This is a genomic window from Gluconacetobacter aggeris (assembly GCF_014174395.1).
In the GTDB taxonomy this organism is placed as follows: Bacteria; Pseudomonadota; Alphaproteobacteria; order Acetobacterales; family Acetobacteraceae; genus Gluconacetobacter; species Gluconacetobacter aggeris.
This window is the reverse complement of sequence record NZ_JABEQD010000004.1, coordinates 319,462-333,778: the sequence shown is the minus strand read 5'-3', so window position 1 is coordinate 333,778 and position 14,317 is coordinate 319,462. Positions and strand designations below refer to the sequence as shown.

12 protein-coding genes are annotated in these 14,317 nt (G+C 66.9%); 9 read left to right on the top strand and 3 right to left on the bottom strand.

What is annotated here, in order from left to right; translation table 11 throughout:
* The first annotated feature begins 153 nt into the window (after positions 1 to 153).
* The 9 genes from hchA to HLH36_RS08735 all read left to right on the top strand — a co-directional run bounded on the left by hchA (position 154) and on the right by HLH36_RS08735 (position 10,213).
* Positions 154 to 1,023, top strand: coding sequence for a glyoxalase III HchA (hchA, locus tag HLH36_RS08775; protein ID WP_182985996.1), 870 nt, complete (start codon positions 154 to 156; stop codon positions 1,021 to 1,023).
* Between the two features lie 320 nt (positions 1,024 to 1,343).
* Positions 1,344 to 2,063 (top strand): PA1136 family autoinducer-binding transcriptional regulator, encoded by a 720-nt coding sequence (locus HLH36_RS08770; protein ID WP_182985995.1) that lies wholly within the window; start codon positions 1,344 to 1,346, stop codon positions 2,061 to 2,063.
* Between the two features lie 121 nt (positions 2,064 to 2,184).
* A complete protein-coding gene (gene ahcY / locus HLH36_RS08765; protein WP_182985994.1) occupies positions 2,185 to 3,483 on the top strand; it encodes an adenosylhomocysteinase in 1,299 nt (432 codons plus the stop codon).
* A 63-nt stretch (positions 3,484 to 3,546) separates the two neighbouring features.
* Complete coding sequence (locus HLH36_RS08760) at positions 3,547 to 3,945, top strand: DUF3597 domain-containing protein (RefSeq protein WP_182985993.1); 399 nt, start codon at positions 3,547 to 3,549, stop codon at positions 3,943 to 3,945.
* Positions 3,946 to 3,998: 53 nt separating this feature from the next.
* Positions 3,999 to 4,520 carry a nucleoside deaminase gene (locus tag HLH36_RS08755; protein ID WP_182985992.1) on the top strand — a complete coding sequence of 174 codons (522 nt, stop codon included), beginning with the start codon at positions 3,999 to 4,001 and terminating at the stop codon, positions 4,518 to 4,520.
* A gap of 94 nt (positions 4,521 to 4,614) precedes the next feature.
* Positions 4,615 to 5,700, top strand: a complete 1,086-nt coding sequence (locus HLH36_RS08750; protein WP_182985991.1) for a CorA family divalent cation transporter — start codon at positions 4,615 to 4,617, stop codon at positions 5,698 to 5,700.
* Positions 5,701 to 5,763: 63 nt separating this feature from the next.
* The gene (locus HLH36_RS08745) at positions 5,764 to 7,953 is read left to right on the top strand and encodes an amylo-alpha-1,6-glucosidase (RefSeq protein WP_182985990.1); all 2,190 of its coding nucleotides are present in this window, start codon (positions 5,764 to 5,766) and stop codon (positions 7,951 to 7,953) included.
* Positions 7,954 to 8,231: 278 nt separating this feature from the next.
* The gene (locus HLH36_RS08740) at positions 8,232 to 9,590 is read left to right on the top strand and encodes a lytic transglycosylase domain-containing protein (RefSeq protein WP_182985989.1); all 1,359 of its coding nucleotides are present in this window, start codon (positions 8,232 to 8,234) and stop codon (positions 9,588 to 9,590) included.
* Between the two features lie 71 nt (positions 9,591 to 9,661).
* Positions 9,662 to 10,213 carry a peroxiredoxin gene (locus tag HLH36_RS08735; RefSeq protein WP_246376633.1) on the top strand — a complete coding sequence of 184 codons (552 nt, stop codon included), beginning with the start codon at positions 9,662 to 9,664 and terminating at the stop codon, positions 10,211 to 10,213.
* A 13-nt stretch (positions 10,214 to 10,226) separates the two neighbouring features.
* On the opposite strand, the gene HLH36_RS08730 is transcribed toward HLH36_RS08735, so the two are convergent.
* The 3 genes from HLH36_RS08730 to HLH36_RS08720 form a co-directional block, all read right to left on the bottom strand.
* A complete protein-coding gene (locus HLH36_RS08730; protein ID WP_246376592.1) occupies positions 10,227 to 10,745 on the bottom strand; it encodes a hypothetical protein in 519 nt (172 codons plus the stop codon).
* Positions 10,746 to 10,804: 59 nt separating this feature from the next.
* Positions 10,805 to 11,731 carry a L,D-transpeptidase gene (locus HLH36_RS08725; RefSeq protein ID WP_246376590.1) on the bottom strand — a complete coding sequence of 309 codons (927 nt, stop codon included), beginning with the start codon at positions 11,729 to 11,731 and terminating at the stop codon, positions 10,805 to 10,807.
* A 166-nt stretch (positions 11,732 to 11,897) separates the two neighbouring features.
* Positions 11,898 to 14,315 (bottom strand): ABC transporter permease, encoded by a 2,418-nt coding sequence (locus tag HLH36_RS08720; RefSeq protein WP_246376588.1) that lies wholly within the window; start codon positions 14,313 to 14,315, stop codon positions 11,898 to 11,900.
* Positions 14,316 to 14,317 lie beyond the last annotated feature (2 nt).

Below are 14,317 nucleotides of genomic sequence, written 5' to 3'. Positions count from 1 at the left end.
GGCATTGAGGGATTTCCCTCATTTTTCTGCTTCCCGGAGAGGTCTACAAACCGATCCACGCCACGTCGCCATCCCCCGGCCAGGGGGGAGCGAGGCCGAAGCTTCATCGCAGGCTGATCGCAGGGCGACGGGCTGGACGCCAGGAGAAGACCAATGAGCGATGAACAGCCGAGCCGCGCCCCCGTTCCCGACCGGGCGGAAGACAATGCATTCTTCCCGTCGGCATACTCCCTGACCAGATACACGTCCTCGAAGACCGATTTCGACGGCACGACCTATCCGAAGCCCTACCGGGGCGGAAAGTGGAAGATCCTGATGATCGGCTCGCAGGAGCGGTACCTGATGATGAAGGGCGGCGCGTTCTTCTCGACCGGCAATCATCCGGTGGAGATGCTCCTGCCCATGTATCATCTGGACGCGGCGGGTTTCGAGATCGACATCGCGACCATTTCCGGCGATCCGGTCAAGTTCGAGTGGTGGGCGTTCCCCCACGAGGACGAAGCCGTCAAATCGATCTACAGGAAATACGAAAAGCAGCTCAAGGCGCCGAAGGCGCTCGCGGACGTGATCGGCGAGGGCTTTACGGCCGAGACGCCCTATCTGGGCGTGTTCATCCCCGGTGGTCACGGCGTGCTCAATGGCGTGCCCTTCAGCAGGCAGGTCGGCGACATCCTGCGCTGGGCCCAGGCCAACGAGCGCTTCACGATCTCGCTCTGCCATGGGCCGGCCAGCCTCCTGGCGACGGCGGCCGATGGCGGCACGTTCGCGTTCGAAGGCTACGAAATGTGCGTCTTCCCGGACAGTCTGGATACCGGCGCCAATATCGAGATCGGCTACATCCCCGGCGAGATGGCGTGGCTGGTCGGCGAAAGCCTGCGTAAATACAACGTGAAGATCCTCAACACGGGCATCACGGGCCAGGTGCATCGCGACCGCCACCTGCTGACGGGTGACAGCCCGCTGGCGTCGAACAATCTCGGCAAGCTGGCGGCCGAAACCCTGCTCGCAGCCGTCGACAGATAAAATCCGGGCCCACACGCGGCTGCGGGCGGTACATGCCGGCAGCCGCGTGATAGCCTTGATGGATGTCTTCCCCGATCCGACCAACAAGATCACGGCTCTCTACACCGGCGACGACGGCCGGTCCGTGACGGCCGAGGTGAAGATACGCGCGGCCGCACGCCCGCATCATCACCGGCGATGCCCATGGAGCCATCGACCGGATGACCGCCTACTGGGACAATGCCGCATGGTTCACCATGCTGGGCAGGAAGATGCTGGCCTGACGGTTCATATGGAGGTGGCACGATGACGATCGGGACAGGCGGCCATGGAACGAGGTCATGAGCGGCTCCATCGCCGAGGCGGCATTCGCTACCGCGACCGCGATCATGCGGGCGGAAGCACCGGAAACGGCCCAGGACGCGATACGGTCGTTCGGGCGCATGCTCGGCTATGACCGCTTCGTGCTTTTCGCGGCGTCATCGGCGCGGGAAGACATCGTCGATCGTATCTATTGGGTCGAAGGCGACTGGTTCGGCGACGGCAGGCATGTCGACGCCACCAGCTATGTCCGCCGCTGCCCGGTGACGCATCATATGCTCGAAGCGCATGCGCCGTTCTTCTGGACGAAGACCTCCGGCGCCTCCGGCGAATGCTATCGGATGGTCGATACGCCCCATGGAAAGGGTATTCATGGCATCCAGGTCCCGATCTTCGGACCTCTCGGCCTCGAAGGGGCGATGAGCCTCGGCGGTACGCGCATCGATGCGTCTCCGGCGGCGCGCCTTGCGCTGCCGATGGTCGCGGGCACCGCATTCGCAACGGTGCGCAGGCTGGTCGACGGCCCGAGCGACAGAATCGCCGTCCGGCTCTCCGAAAGAGAGCGCGAGATACTGTCCTGGACCGCATCCGGGCGCCGCCAGGGCGATATCGCGGCAATCCTCGGCCTTTCGGAACGCACGGTCGAGAACCACCTGCGGCGCATCCGCAAGCGCCTGGGGGCGTCGACCACGGCGCAGGCCATACGGACCGCCATACAGAATGGCGACATCGGGAGTTGAGCGTCCGTTCGCCGGCTTCGATCCCCGGCCGGATGGCATCGCAACAACCTGGCAGCTAGCCCTGACGCGCCCGAGCGTCTATACCCGCCGGAATTCTGCACCAACCGAAACAGGACGGAACATGACCGCCAGCACGGACTACAAGGTACGCGACATCGCCCTCGCGGAATGGGGCCGCAAGGAAATCGCGATCGCCGAGGGCGAAATGCCCGGCCTGATGGCGCTGCGCGAGGAATTCGGGGCCAGCCAGCCGCTGAAGGGCGCGCGTATCGCCGGCTGCCTGCACATGACGATCCAGACCGCCGTGCTGATCGAGACCCTGACCGCGCTGGGCGCCACGGTCCGCTGGTCCTCGTGCAACATCTTCTCGACCCAGGACCACGCCGCCGCCGCGATCGCCGCGACCGGCGTGCCGGTCTTCGCCTGGAAGGGCCTGACCGAGGAAGAGTTCTGGTGGTGCATCGAGCAGACCATCACCGGTCCGGACGGCTGGACGCCGAACATGATCCTGGACGATGGCGGCGACCTGACCGTGCTGATGCACGACAAGTATCCCGAGATGCTGAAGGACGTGCGCGGCCTGTCCGAGGAGACGACGACGGGCGTGCATCGCCTGTGGGAAATGGCCAGGAAGGGCACGCTGGCCGTGCCGGCCATCAACGTCAATGACAGCGTCACCAAGTCCAAGTTCGACAATCTGTACGGCTGCCGCGAAAGCCTGGTCGACGCGATCCGCCGCGGCACCGACGTCATGATGGCCGGCAAGGTCGCGGTCGTCGCCGGCTATGGCGATGTGGGCAAGGGCTCCGCCGCCTCGCTGCGCAATGCCGGCTGCCGCGTGCTCGTCACCGAGGTCGACCCGATCTGCGCCCTGCAGGCCGCCATGGAAGGCTACGAGGTCGTGACGATGGAAGCCGCCGCCCCGCGCGGCGACATCTTCGTCACCTGCACCGGCAATGTCGACATCATCACCGTCGACCACATGCGCGCGATGAAGCACCGCGCCATCGTCTGCAATATCGGGCACTTCGATTCCGAGATCCAGGTCGAGGCGCTGCGCAACTTCCAGTGGGACAACATCAAGCCGCAGGTCGACGAGGTCATCTTCCCCGACGGCAAGCGCCTGATCCTGCTGTCCGAGGGCCGTCTGGTGAACCTGGGCAACGCCACGGGCCACCCGTCCTTCGTCATGTCGGCGTCCTTCACCAACCAGACGCTGGCGCAGATCGAGCTGTGGACCGCCCCCGAGGGCAAGTACGAGCGTCAGGTCTACACCCTGCCCAAGCACCTCGACGAGAAGGTCGCGGCCCTGCACCTGGCCAAGGTCGGCGCCGAGCTGTCGAAGATGTCGGCGAAACAGGCCGAGTATATCGGCGTTCCGGTCAACGGGCCGTTCAAGAACGACCTGTACCGCTACTAAGGCGCAGCGCCGCCCGGGGACACGACGTGCCCCGGGCGGCCCCGCCGCAAGGAGAATCCGCGCATGAGCATCCTCGGCACCATCCTGTCCACGATCTTCGGCCATGCCGGAGCCACCACCCCGGCGGCCGCTCCCGCCAGCACGGCACCGGCCGCGCCCCCGGCGGGACAGACGCCGGCGCCGGTCGCGCCCTCCGCGCCGTCCGCCCCGGTGGATGTCGCCGCCATCCTGACCGACCTGGCCGCCAAGGCACCGCAGAAGCTCAACTGGCAACAGTCGATCGTCGATCTGATGAAGCTGCTGGGCCTCGACAGTTCGCTGGCCGCGCGCAAGCAACTGGCCGAAGAGCTGCATTATACCGGCGACACCAACGACAGCGCGTCGATGAATGTCTGGCTGCACCGGCAGGTCATGCAGAAACTGGCCGAAAACGGCGGCAAGGTCCCCGACGATCTGAAATGATCCACGGCACGGGGCGATCCCGCCCCGTCCACGCTTTCCGGCAGGGTACGACAATGCATGACGCCCCCTTCCCCCAGAACGCCACGCCGATGGACCTCGACATGCTGCGCCAGGCCATCGCGCTGTCGGCGGAAGCCCGGGCAGCCGGCCGGCACCCGTTCGCGGCACTCGTCGCCGATGCGGACGGACGGGTGGTCAGCCGGGCCATCAACAATTCCATGCCGCCCGAGGGCGACCCGACCCAGCATGCCGAGCTGCGGGCGGTGGCCGAGGCAGCCCGCATCCTCCCGCCCGAAACGCTGGTCGACTGCACGCTCTATACCAGCGCCGAACCCTGCTGCATGTGCGCCGGGGCCGTCTATTGGACCAACATCCGCCGCGTGGTGTACGGATTGTCGGAGCACGCCCTGCTGGGCCTGACAGGCGCGCACCCGGAAAATCCGACCTTCTCCCTGCCCTGCCGCGAGGTCTTCGCGCGCGGGCAGCACGCTGTCACGGTTCTGGGCCCGCTGCTGGAGGAAGAGGCCGCCGGGCCGCATCTCGGCTTCTGGTGCGACGCCACGCCGGCCGGCTGAATCCGCCCGCCCCTCATTGGCACGCGTGGGATTGCAACGAACGGGCACCCATGCCAAGTGTGCGCTTGAATTCCGAGCGGTCCCGGATATCACGATGCCCGATACGATAGCCCAGACCGAAATGTCCCTTGCCGATACGCCGCAGAGCGATGCGGCGGATGGCTTGGTCTGGGCGGTCTCGTGCATACCCGGCCAGCGGCCGGTCCAGCTCTCCCCCCAGCAGGCGGCCGAGTATCTGAACAGCCGCCCCGCGCATTCCGAGGATGCCGAGGCGCTCTCCGCCACGGCCGAGGAACGGCCTGCCGGCTGGGTCTGGCTCCATTACGACGTGGTGCATACCGCCAGCCGGGCCCGGGTCGAGGCGATCGCCTGCCTGCCCGAGGAAGCCCGCACCACCCTGTCCGGCACCGACCGGGGCACCAGGCTGGAAGCCGAAGGCGACATCGTCTACGGCGCCCTGCCCGGCTTCGACGACGGCATGACCGACGACGATACCAGCGTCTCGGCCTGGCGTTTCGCGGTGCTGCCCGACCTGCTGATTACCACCCGCCGCCACCCGGTCCCCGCGCTGGGCGCCGCCTATCGCTGGCTGCAGCGCGACGAGGTCCCGCGCACCCCGGCCGAAATCGTGGACCGCACGCTGCTGGAATTCGCCGACAGCGTCCGGCGGAACATCGCCATGCTGGACGACCAGCTCGACCGGGCCGAGGACCTGCTTCTGACCCTGGACCAGCATACCGATTTCGGCCGCATCAGCGGCCTGATCGGCAAGGTGCGGCGCCGTTCGACCGAACTGCGCCGCGTGATCTCGCCGGTGGACCGGATCTTCCACAACGAGGACCTGGAACTGCCGGACTGGGCCGAGGACGATATCCGCGACCGCTCGCAGCGCCAGATCCACGCGTCTCTGGACGATCTGATGGCATTGCAGGATCGCGCGCGATCGTTGCAGGATGAGCTGGCCTCGGGCCAGGCGGAAGAAACCAACCGGCGCCTGTACACGGTTTCGGTCCTGACCACCCTGATGCTGCCGGCGACCTTCGTGACCGGATTCTTCGGCATGAATACCGGCGGCATGTTCCTGGCTACCGGCCCCCTCGGCACCGTAGAAGCCGGCGGCGTGTGCTTCCTGTTCATGGTCATTGCCTGGCTGCTGCTGAAATTCACCAGGCTGCTCTGACCCTGTCCGCCGCCGGACTCCGATCATCCATTCAAGCGCCCATTCAAGCGAAGGACCCCCGTCATGGACAGCCAAGCCGAAACCCAGACGCACGCCGGGGACCTCGACGGCTTCCCCGTCGCCGCAAAATCCCTGCTGTCGGAACGCCGCCTCCACACGCTCAAGCAGGGCGACATGTTCGGGGTCTTCGACCAGACAGGCGATATCCTGTACGGCGACGGCATCGCGGACGGGCTGTATTTCCACGACACACGCTACCTGTCCGGCCTGTCCATGAGCCTCCAGGGCACCCGGCCCATCCTGCTGTCCTCGACGGTGCGCGAGAACAACGTGATGCTGTCGGTCGACCTGACCAACACCGACATCGAGGGCCCCGAGGGGCAGCGCATGATCCACGACCTGCTGCATGTGCGGCGGTCGCGCTTCCTGTGGAACCGGGTGTGCTACGAACGGGTCGAGATCCGCAATTTCGATGTCGAGCCCCGTACCGCGGTGCTCGACATCCGCTTCCTGGCCGATTTCGCCGACCTGTTCGAGGCGCGCGGTTCCACCCGCCCCCGCCGTGGCACGATGCGCGCGCCCGAAATCAGCGATGCCGAGGTGAAATTGTCCTATGACGGGCTGGACGCCCGCCGGCGCACCACCCAGTTGCGCTTCTGGCCGCCGCCGGCCGAACTGACGGCCCAACATGCCGCCTACCGCTTCGATCTGCCGCCGGGCCAGCGGGTGCTGATCCATTATGAGGTCGAATGCGACCCCACCGAACAACACGAAACCCAGCCGAACCGCCGCTTCCTGCGCGGCGCGGTCGAGGCGCGGCGGGCGCTGCGCCTGTCCTCCTCCCGCGCCGCGGCGATCGCCACCTCCAACGAGATTTTCAACGAGGCCATCCGCCGCTGCATCTGCGACATCTACATGCTGCTGACGGACAAGAAGACCGGCCCCTACCCCTATGCCGGCGTCCCCTGGTTCAGCACCGCCTTCGGCCGAGACGCGCTGATCACCGCCATGCTGACCCTGTGGCTGGACCCCGAGATCGCGCGCGGCGTGCTGGCCTACCTGGCCCGCCACCAGGCCCAGACCGAGGACCCGACCGCCGATGCCGAACCCGGCAAGATCCTCCATGAGGTCCGCCACGGCGAAATGGCCGAACTGGGCGAGGTCCCGTTCCGCCATTATTACGGCTCGATCGATTCCACGCCGCTGTTCGTCATGCTGGCGGGCCAGTATCTGGAGCGCACCGGCGACGTGGCGCTGATGACCACGATCTGGCCGAACATCGAACGCGCCGTCGAATGGATCGACCGCTATGGCGATCGCGACGGCGACGGATTCGTCGAATATGGCCGCCGCAACAAGGACGGGCTGATCAACCAGGGCTGGAAGGACAGTTACGACAGCATCTTCCACGCCGACGGCACCCTGGCCGAAGGGCCGATCGCACTGTGCGAGGTCCAAGCCTATGTCTATGCCGCGCGCCGCGCCGCCGCGACCATCGGCCGCCGCCTGGGCAGGACCGCCTATGCCGACCGCCAGGACCATCTGGCCGAAACATTGCGCGTCGCCTTCAACGCCCGGTTCTGGATCGAGGAACTGGGCACCTTCGCCCTGGCGCTGGACGGCCAGAAGAAGCCCTGCCGCGTCCGGTCGTCGAACGCGGGCCATATCCTGCTGACCGACATCGCGACGCCGGACCGCGTGCCCCGGCTGGTCGCCGGGCTGATGCACCGTTCGTCCTTCTCGGGCTGGGGCATCCGCACCATCCCCGAGGGTGAGGCCCGCTACAACCCCATGGCCTATCACAACGGCTCGGTCTGGCCGCACGACAACGCCCTGATCGGGCTGGGCCTGGCCCACCACGGCTATCGCGACGAGGCCGCGCGCCTGTTCCGCGGCATGTTCGACGCCGCGTTCCATACCGACCTGCGGCGGCTGCCGGAACTGTTCTGCGGCTTCGCCCGCAACCGTGCGGAAGGGCCGGTGCGCTACCCGGTCGCCTGTTCGCCGCAGGCCTGGGCGGCGGCGACGCTGCCGGCGCTGATTCAGTCCACCCTGGGGCTGAGCTTCGATCCGGCGGAAGTAGCCGTACATTTCCAGCGTCCGCGCCTGCCCGATTTCCTGGACCAGATGACGCTGTACAATCTGGAAGTCGGCGGCGACAAGGTGACGGTGCGCCTGGTCCGCGTGGAGGACGAGGTGGCAATCAACGTCGTCCAGCGCTCCCAGTCCATCCAGGTCCAGATCACCAACTGACACCCACCCGCGGCGGCGCGCCCGCACCCGTGGGCGCAGTCGCTGCGACAGCGTGATCATGTTGCATGGAAGTACGTCGTTCTATAAAGATTTACGACAGATTCCTCCTCTCTGACCTGAACTTCCGCCCAGGACCGGGATGCGATCATGATGCCGAAGGCCAATCCGCCGTACGAAACCGGGCCCGGTCCCTATTTTCGCCATAATCGGCGCCAAATTTCTGCCTTTGCCCCGGCGCCTCCCTCACGGGTCGGGCGCCCGTCCCGGATGAACGCCCGATGACCCGACAGAAGCAGGCCTGCCCCCCTCGTCCGTCCCGACGCACGACGGAGCGCGCATGCGACCTGCCGCAATCGCCATCCGGCCGGATCGCGGCCCGCGTCGCCGGCGCGGTCGGGCTGGCCAGCCTGCTGGCGGCCTGCGCCACCGAGCCCGGCCAACATGCCCCGGTGATGCAGGAAGCCGCGGAATACCGGGCCCACGCCAAATCCTTCTACGCCCCCCCCGGACCGCCTGACGATCCCTGGGGCCCCTATATCATGGAAGCCTCGAAGCGCTTCGACGTGCCCGATACATGGATTCGCTCGGTCATGCAGCGCGAATCCGGCGGCCAGCTCTTCCGCAACGGTCAGTTCGTCACCTCGGCTCCCGGGGCGATGGGCCTGATGCAGCTCATGCCGCCGACCTATGACGAAATGAAGGGCGAATACGGGCTCGGCGACGATCCGTTCAACCCCCGCGACAACATCATGGCCGGCACCGCCTATATCCGGCAGATGTACGATATCTACGGCTCCCCCGGCTTCCTGGCCGCCTACAATACCGGGCCGGGGCGGCTGGACGATTTCCTGCTGCACAACCGGTCGCTGCCGCGCGAAACCCGTAATTACGTCGCCGCGATCGGGCCGCAGATCGCCGGCATCACCCCCAATGTCCGCTCCCAGGCCGACCTGATGGTCGAAGCCCATGACGTCGCGCGCGGACGCGTCTACGCCGCCGCGCAGAGCAGCGCCGAAACCCGTTCCGTCCGCGCGGCCTGGGCCCACCGCACCGACCATCAGGACAGCAACGACAGCCAGCCGATCCAGGTGGCCGAAGCCCCGGCGGAAGCCAGCCCCACCCCGGCACCGGCCTATACGGCATGGAAGAATGTCGCCCCCGCCGGCCAGGGCACGTCGGCCGACGCGGTCCGCGCCGCATGGGCCACCCGGGCACGGCCGGACGACGCCGACAGCGCCCGGCCCTCGGCACCCGTCGCCATCGCGTCCGCGGCCCCGCCTCCCCCCCCCGCGCCGGCAGCCGGCCATGGCTTCCAGTTCGTTCCCCCGGCCATGGCCGAGCCCGCGCCTCTGCTGCGACGCGGCAGCCTCGCCCCGGCCCAGCATGATTGGGCAATTCAGGTGGGGGCCTTCGGCACGGCATCGCTGGCATCGCAGGCGGCCGGCCATGCGCGCAGCCGCGCCGCCGCCGTTCTGGGCAGCGCCCGCCCACTGGTTGCCGGCGTCCATGCACCGCACGGCATGCTCTATCGCGCCCGCCTGACCGGCCTGTCGCATGACGCGGCGGTCGAGGCCTGCCACCGCCTGTCGACGGGATCGGACAATTGCGTCATCATTTCACCTGACTCGCGGTCCTGACCGCGCGCTTCCGGCCGAAAGGTTCGCCAATGCTCCGTTCCAATCTCCTTCGTCGCGTCACCAGACTGAGCATGGTGCTGCCCGTAGCCGCGACCCTGGCGGGCGTGACGCTGGTTTCCTTTTCATCGGCCCGGGCGGCACTGCCGCTGGGCAGCACGGCGCCCCTGTTCGACGCACCGGCCAGCCTCGGCGGCAAGCAATTCAGCTTCTCGTTGGCCGAGGCCCTGCACAAGGGGCCGGTGGTCCTGTATTTCTACCCGGCGGCCTTCACGCGCGGCTGTACGATCGAAGCCCATGATTTCGCCGACGCGATGGACCAGTTCAAGGCGCTGGGCGCCACGGTCATCGGCGTGTCGATGGACAAGATCGAAACGCTGGACCGTTTTTCCGTCAGCGAATGCCGCAGCCGCTTCCCCGTCGCATCCGACCCGGCGGGCAAGATCGCCAGTTCCTACGATTCCAAGATGCCACTGCTGCATTACGCCAACCGGACCTCATACGTGATCGCGCCGGACGGCCATATTCTCTATGCCTACAGCGCCATGGCGCCCGAGGGCCATATCAGCGGCACCCTGGCCGCCCTGCGCGCCTGGAAATCAGTCGCAACACCCGCCCAGCACTGATTCCGGCAGGCGCTCAGGGGACCGGTTTCGCCATCCCCAGCGCCGCCAGGCACCGATCCCGCACCGCACGCAACCCCTCGTCACGTACGCGGCGAAGGGCAGCGCGGGTGCGCCGGACATACCCTTTCAGGTCCGGCACTTCGTCATGCATAAACGGATGGGCGCAGACCCGGGCGGGGTCCAGCGCCGGCGTCGCCTCATCCAGCAGCGGCAGGACCAGGCGCGGCTTCTGCGGCAATGCCAGCGCCAGCGCCGCCGCCACCGCCGGGCCGCTGTCGGAATCCAGCCCCGGCCCCATGGCCGGCACCAGCGCCAGCCAGGCCGGATCGGCCGCCGCGATCCCGTCCGTCACCGTATCGAACGTATCGGCGTCATCCAGCGCCCCCAGCGCCTGCGCCGCCCCATCCGCCTGGATCGCCGCCGCGACGCCGGCGGGCGTCGGCGCCCCCTGAGCCGCCGGTGCCGCCCGGGCCGGAGAAAGCAGCAGCAAGGCCGGCAGGGCAAGACAAGGGAGCAATCCGGATGTTCTCATCACATGATCATGAGCGAAGCCGGACGCTTTGAAAAGCAATACGCTGCGAACGGATGCCGTCAGGTCATGCCCTCGCCAGGCGAGGAATCCACCACCACCATCGCATCCCCCGCGATGGGCGAGGGCGTACGATCACGCGGCAGCAGGGCGCGGAAACGGCCATCATAGCTGGCCGCCTGCTCATATTGCGCGTCCAGCAGCCCATGACGATCCATGAACCGGTTCAGCGCCGCCGGAATGCGCACGCAACCCTCCGAGGCCGGGCGTCCTAGGCGGGCCTCCAGAAAATCCGGGTCGGTGGCATGGATTTCCAGCCGGATCTGCCCCTGCTCGCGGTCGGGCCGCCAGCCCTTCACGGCCCACTGCCAGCCCATGTCCCACACCCGCATCCCGCGCGCGCCCAGGCCGCGAATACCATGCTCGTTGCGCGTGCCCTCGGCGCGATAGCCCAGCCGGTCGGGCGAATTGATGAACACGCCCGTCGGGGTCAGGTAATAATATTTGCGCCCGGCCTGCCCGGTCGAAACCCGGGTCCCACCCAGCACCAGCCATTCCTCATTGCCAGGCAGCGCCAGCACGAAGCACACACGCTGCACCCGCGGATTGCGATCGACCACCATCAGCACCTGCGCGCGGTCGATCGTGATATTGGCATGGGCCAGTTGCGCATGCGCCAACATGATCCAGCGGGCCGCATCCTCGGGCGAGGCCACCTGAAAATGCGGCACCTCACGCTGCATGGCCTGGAGCAGATGCCGGGCCTCGCTCCTGGCGGCGTCGTCATCCAGCGCCGGCAATGGCGGAATATCCAGGGCAGGCGCAGCCTGACCGGCAGACGCCCCCACCGGCGCGGGCGGAGGCACAACGGCCTCCGGAAGCAGCGGCATCGGATCGGCCCAAGCGGCATCGGCCGCGCACAGAAGGAAAAGGAACGCCAGAGCGCCGGCTCCCATCCCCGGAACCGCCACCGGAAAAACTGTCCGCATGCACCCCTCTCCGCCACGGCCACAGGTCCCAACCGCCCCAGATCTAGACGCAACGACCACCCCGCCGTTCCCGCCCGAAGGCGGGAGAATAGCAGATCGGCGCCCGATAGCGGTCAGTTTTTCCAAATCATATCAAGCGCGCCCCGTGTCCGCCATGCAGTTCCCCCTACCCCGCCCTCAGCGAGGAAGCCGGCGGATCGGCCGCCGCCTTGGCGGATTGTCCAATCACGGTCAGCAGCGCGATCAGCGCCGCGCTGCCGGCCGCAATCACGAACGGCCATGGCGTCAGCGCAATCCGCTGATCGAATCCCGACAGCCACCGGCTCATGAACACCCACGCGACCGGCCACGCGATCAGGTTCGCGATCAGCACGGGCCGGAGAAACTGACCGGCCAGCAGGGCCAGGACCTGCCGACGATCCGCCCCCAGCACCTTGCGCACCCCGATCTCATGCCGGCGGCGCGACACGTTGAACGACGAAAGGCCGAACAGCCCCAGGCAGGCAATGCCGATCGCAACGGCGGAGCCGATGCCGAACAGCGCACCATAATTCTGGTCGCTGCGAAAATCCTCGGCAAAAATATCGCTTACGCCCTGGGCCGAGAACGGAACATCCGGCGCGATGCCCGCCCAGGCCGACCGCAGACGCGCCATTTCCTCGGCCTGCGACGCCCCCTCGTAACGGATGATCGCACCTGCCTCGTCAAACGATCCCGAGCGGCCGTAATACAGCAACGGACGCATCGGCTCGTGCGCGCCGCCGAACCGGATATCGTCGATCACCCCGACGATGCGATAGGTTCGCGCAGCCATATCCTGCCGCAATTCCTGGCCTACCGCCGCCTCCGGCGACGCAAAGCCGAACCGTTCCGCCGCCAGGCGCGAAATGACGATGCTGGTACCGGCCACCTCCTTCTCCCGGGCGGCGTGATAATCATTGCCCTGATGCGCGTCGAACAGGCGTCCCGCGACCAGCCTCGCCCCGATCGCCTCGAAATATCCGGGCGTGGCATAGCCCCACCAGACGGGGATCAGACGATCGCCACCCGGAAGGCGAAAATTGTCGCTGTCGATGGTATGATGAGGATACATGTCCGATCGCGCGGCGATCCGCACCCCCGGCACCTCGCCCAGCCGGCGCACAATCTCTTCTTGCCGCGCCGCCAGACTGGAATCCGCCAGCGCATCGATGACGATCACGCCCTCCTTGCTGATCCCGCGATCCAGCACGCGCACGAACGCCGCCTGATCAGTCATCACGATCGTGCAGACCGCCAGCACGATGGCGAACCCGAATTGCAGCACCACCAGCACGCTGCGCAACATGCTCTCGATCCGCCCGCCCGCCGGCATCCGGCTCGCCGCCAGCACGGCCGCCGGCCGAAACGACGACAGGACCAGCGCGGGATAGGTACCGGCAACGATCCCCACCACCAACACGACCAGCACCGACACCGGCAGCACGAAGCCCCAGTCGAAGCCGACATTCCACCCGCCCAGCATGTTGACCCAGCGCAGCGACAGTTCCGTCAGCGCCAGCCCGACGAGCACTGCCAGCCCCACCAGCATGATCGCATCGCCCATGAAGTGCACGATCAGCGCCGGACGGGTCGCCCCCAGCACCTTGCGCATCGCCACCTCACGCGCCCGCAGCCCCGATCGCGCCGTGGCGAGATTGACGTAATTCACGATCGCGGTCGCCAGCGCCGCCAACCCGACCAGCCCGAGAATATCGATCAGCCGGCGGCTGGCCCCTCCCTCGCCGATCGACGCATTATGGAAATGCACCGCGCGCAGCGGCACCAGCACCAACCCGCCATCGCCATATGTAAAACGGATCAGGCTTTCCTTCCAGTTTCCCGGATGCCGATACGGAAATCCGCGCAATCCGGCGGCGATACGCGGCACGGCCCCGGCATCGTCGATCCTGACCCACACATGCCCCCACAGGCTGCCCCAGTTGCGAAATGGCCATTTATCCATCCAGGAACTGGGAAAAACGGTGATGATCCTGAAGTCGCCGGTGGCATTGGGCGGCGGGTCGGCCACAATGGCCGACACCACATTCTCGTCACCGCTATTGTCGATCCGCATCCGTCGGCCGACCGCGTGGAGGGTGCCGAAATACTTCCGCGCCATCGTGGCCGACAGCACCACCTTGCCGGGGCCATCGAGCGCCGTCGCCTTATTTCCCTCCAGAAGAGGCAGGTCGAAGACGGAGAAGAAATTCCGGTCGGTCAAAGTCACCACGTCGCGTCCCAGCACCTCCCCGGCCCGCACGGGCACCGGACTTTCGAAAACGCGAACCGCCTGGCTGATTTCGGGAAAATCCTGCTCCATGAAAGGAACGGGCACGAAACTGAGATAACTCGATTGATAGGGCGCCCGCCCGGCCGGACGAAAATCATCGTCGACCTGATAGATATGCGCCGCACCGGGCAGGTAGCTGTCATACCCATATTCGTATCGCACGATCAGCATCATCGTCAGAAAGACGGCAACCCCCAGCCCCAGGCCGAGCAGGTTGATCGCACCATAAAGCCCGTGCCGGGGCAGGATTCTGAAACCGGACGCAAACATCATTC

What these genes read in the sequence shown, in the direction of transcription:
- HLH36_RS08735 (WP_246376633.1), top strand. Translation starts at nt 9,662, where the DNA reads ATGGTGCTGCCCGTAGCCGCGACCCTGGCGGGCGTGACGCTGGTTTCC.
- HLH36_RS08745 (WP_182985990.1), top strand. Translation starts at nt 5,764, where the DNA reads ATGGACAGCCAAGCCGAAACCCAGACGCACGCCGGGGACCTCGACGGC.
- hchA (WP_182985996.1), top strand. Translation starts at nt 154, where the DNA reads ATGAGCGATGAACAGCCGAGCCGCGCCCCCGTTCCCGACCGGGCGGAA.
- HLH36_RS08730 (WP_246376592.1), bottom strand. Translation starts at nt 10,745, where the DNA reads ATGAGAACATCCGGATTGCTCCCTTGTCTTGCCCTGCCGGCCTTGCTG.
- HLH36_RS08770 (WP_182985995.1), top strand. Translation starts at nt 1,344, where the DNA reads ATGAGCGGCTCCATCGCCGAGGCGGCATTCGCTACCGCGACCGCGATC.
- HLH36_RS08760 (WP_182985993.1), top strand. Translation starts at nt 3,547, where the DNA reads ATGAGCATCCTCGGCACCATCCTGTCCACGATCTTCGGCCATGCCGGA.
- HLH36_RS08720 (WP_246376588.1), bottom strand. Translation starts at nt 14,315, where the DNA reads ATGATGTTTGCGTCCGGTTTCAGAATCCTGCCCCGGCACGGGCTTTAT.
- HLH36_RS08725 (WP_246376590.1), bottom strand. Translation starts at nt 11,731, where the DNA reads ATGCGGACAGTTTTTCCGGTGGCGGTTCCGGGGATGGGAGCCGGCGCT.
- HLH36_RS08750 (WP_182985991.1), top strand. Translation starts at nt 4,615, where the DNA reads ATGCCCGATACGATAGCCCAGACCGAAATGTCCCTTGCCGATACGCCG.
- ahcY (WP_182985994.1), top strand. Translation starts at nt 2,185, where the DNA reads ATGACCGCCAGCACGGACTACAAGGTACGCGACATCGCCCTCGCGGAA.
- HLH36_RS08740 (WP_182985989.1), top strand. Translation starts at nt 8,232, where the DNA reads ATGACCCGACAGAAGCAGGCCTGCCCCCCTCGTCCGTCCCGACGCACG.
- HLH36_RS08755 (WP_182985992.1), top strand. Translation starts at nt 3,999, where the DNA reads ATGCATGACGCCCCCTTCCCCCAGAACGCCACGCCGATGGACCTCGAC.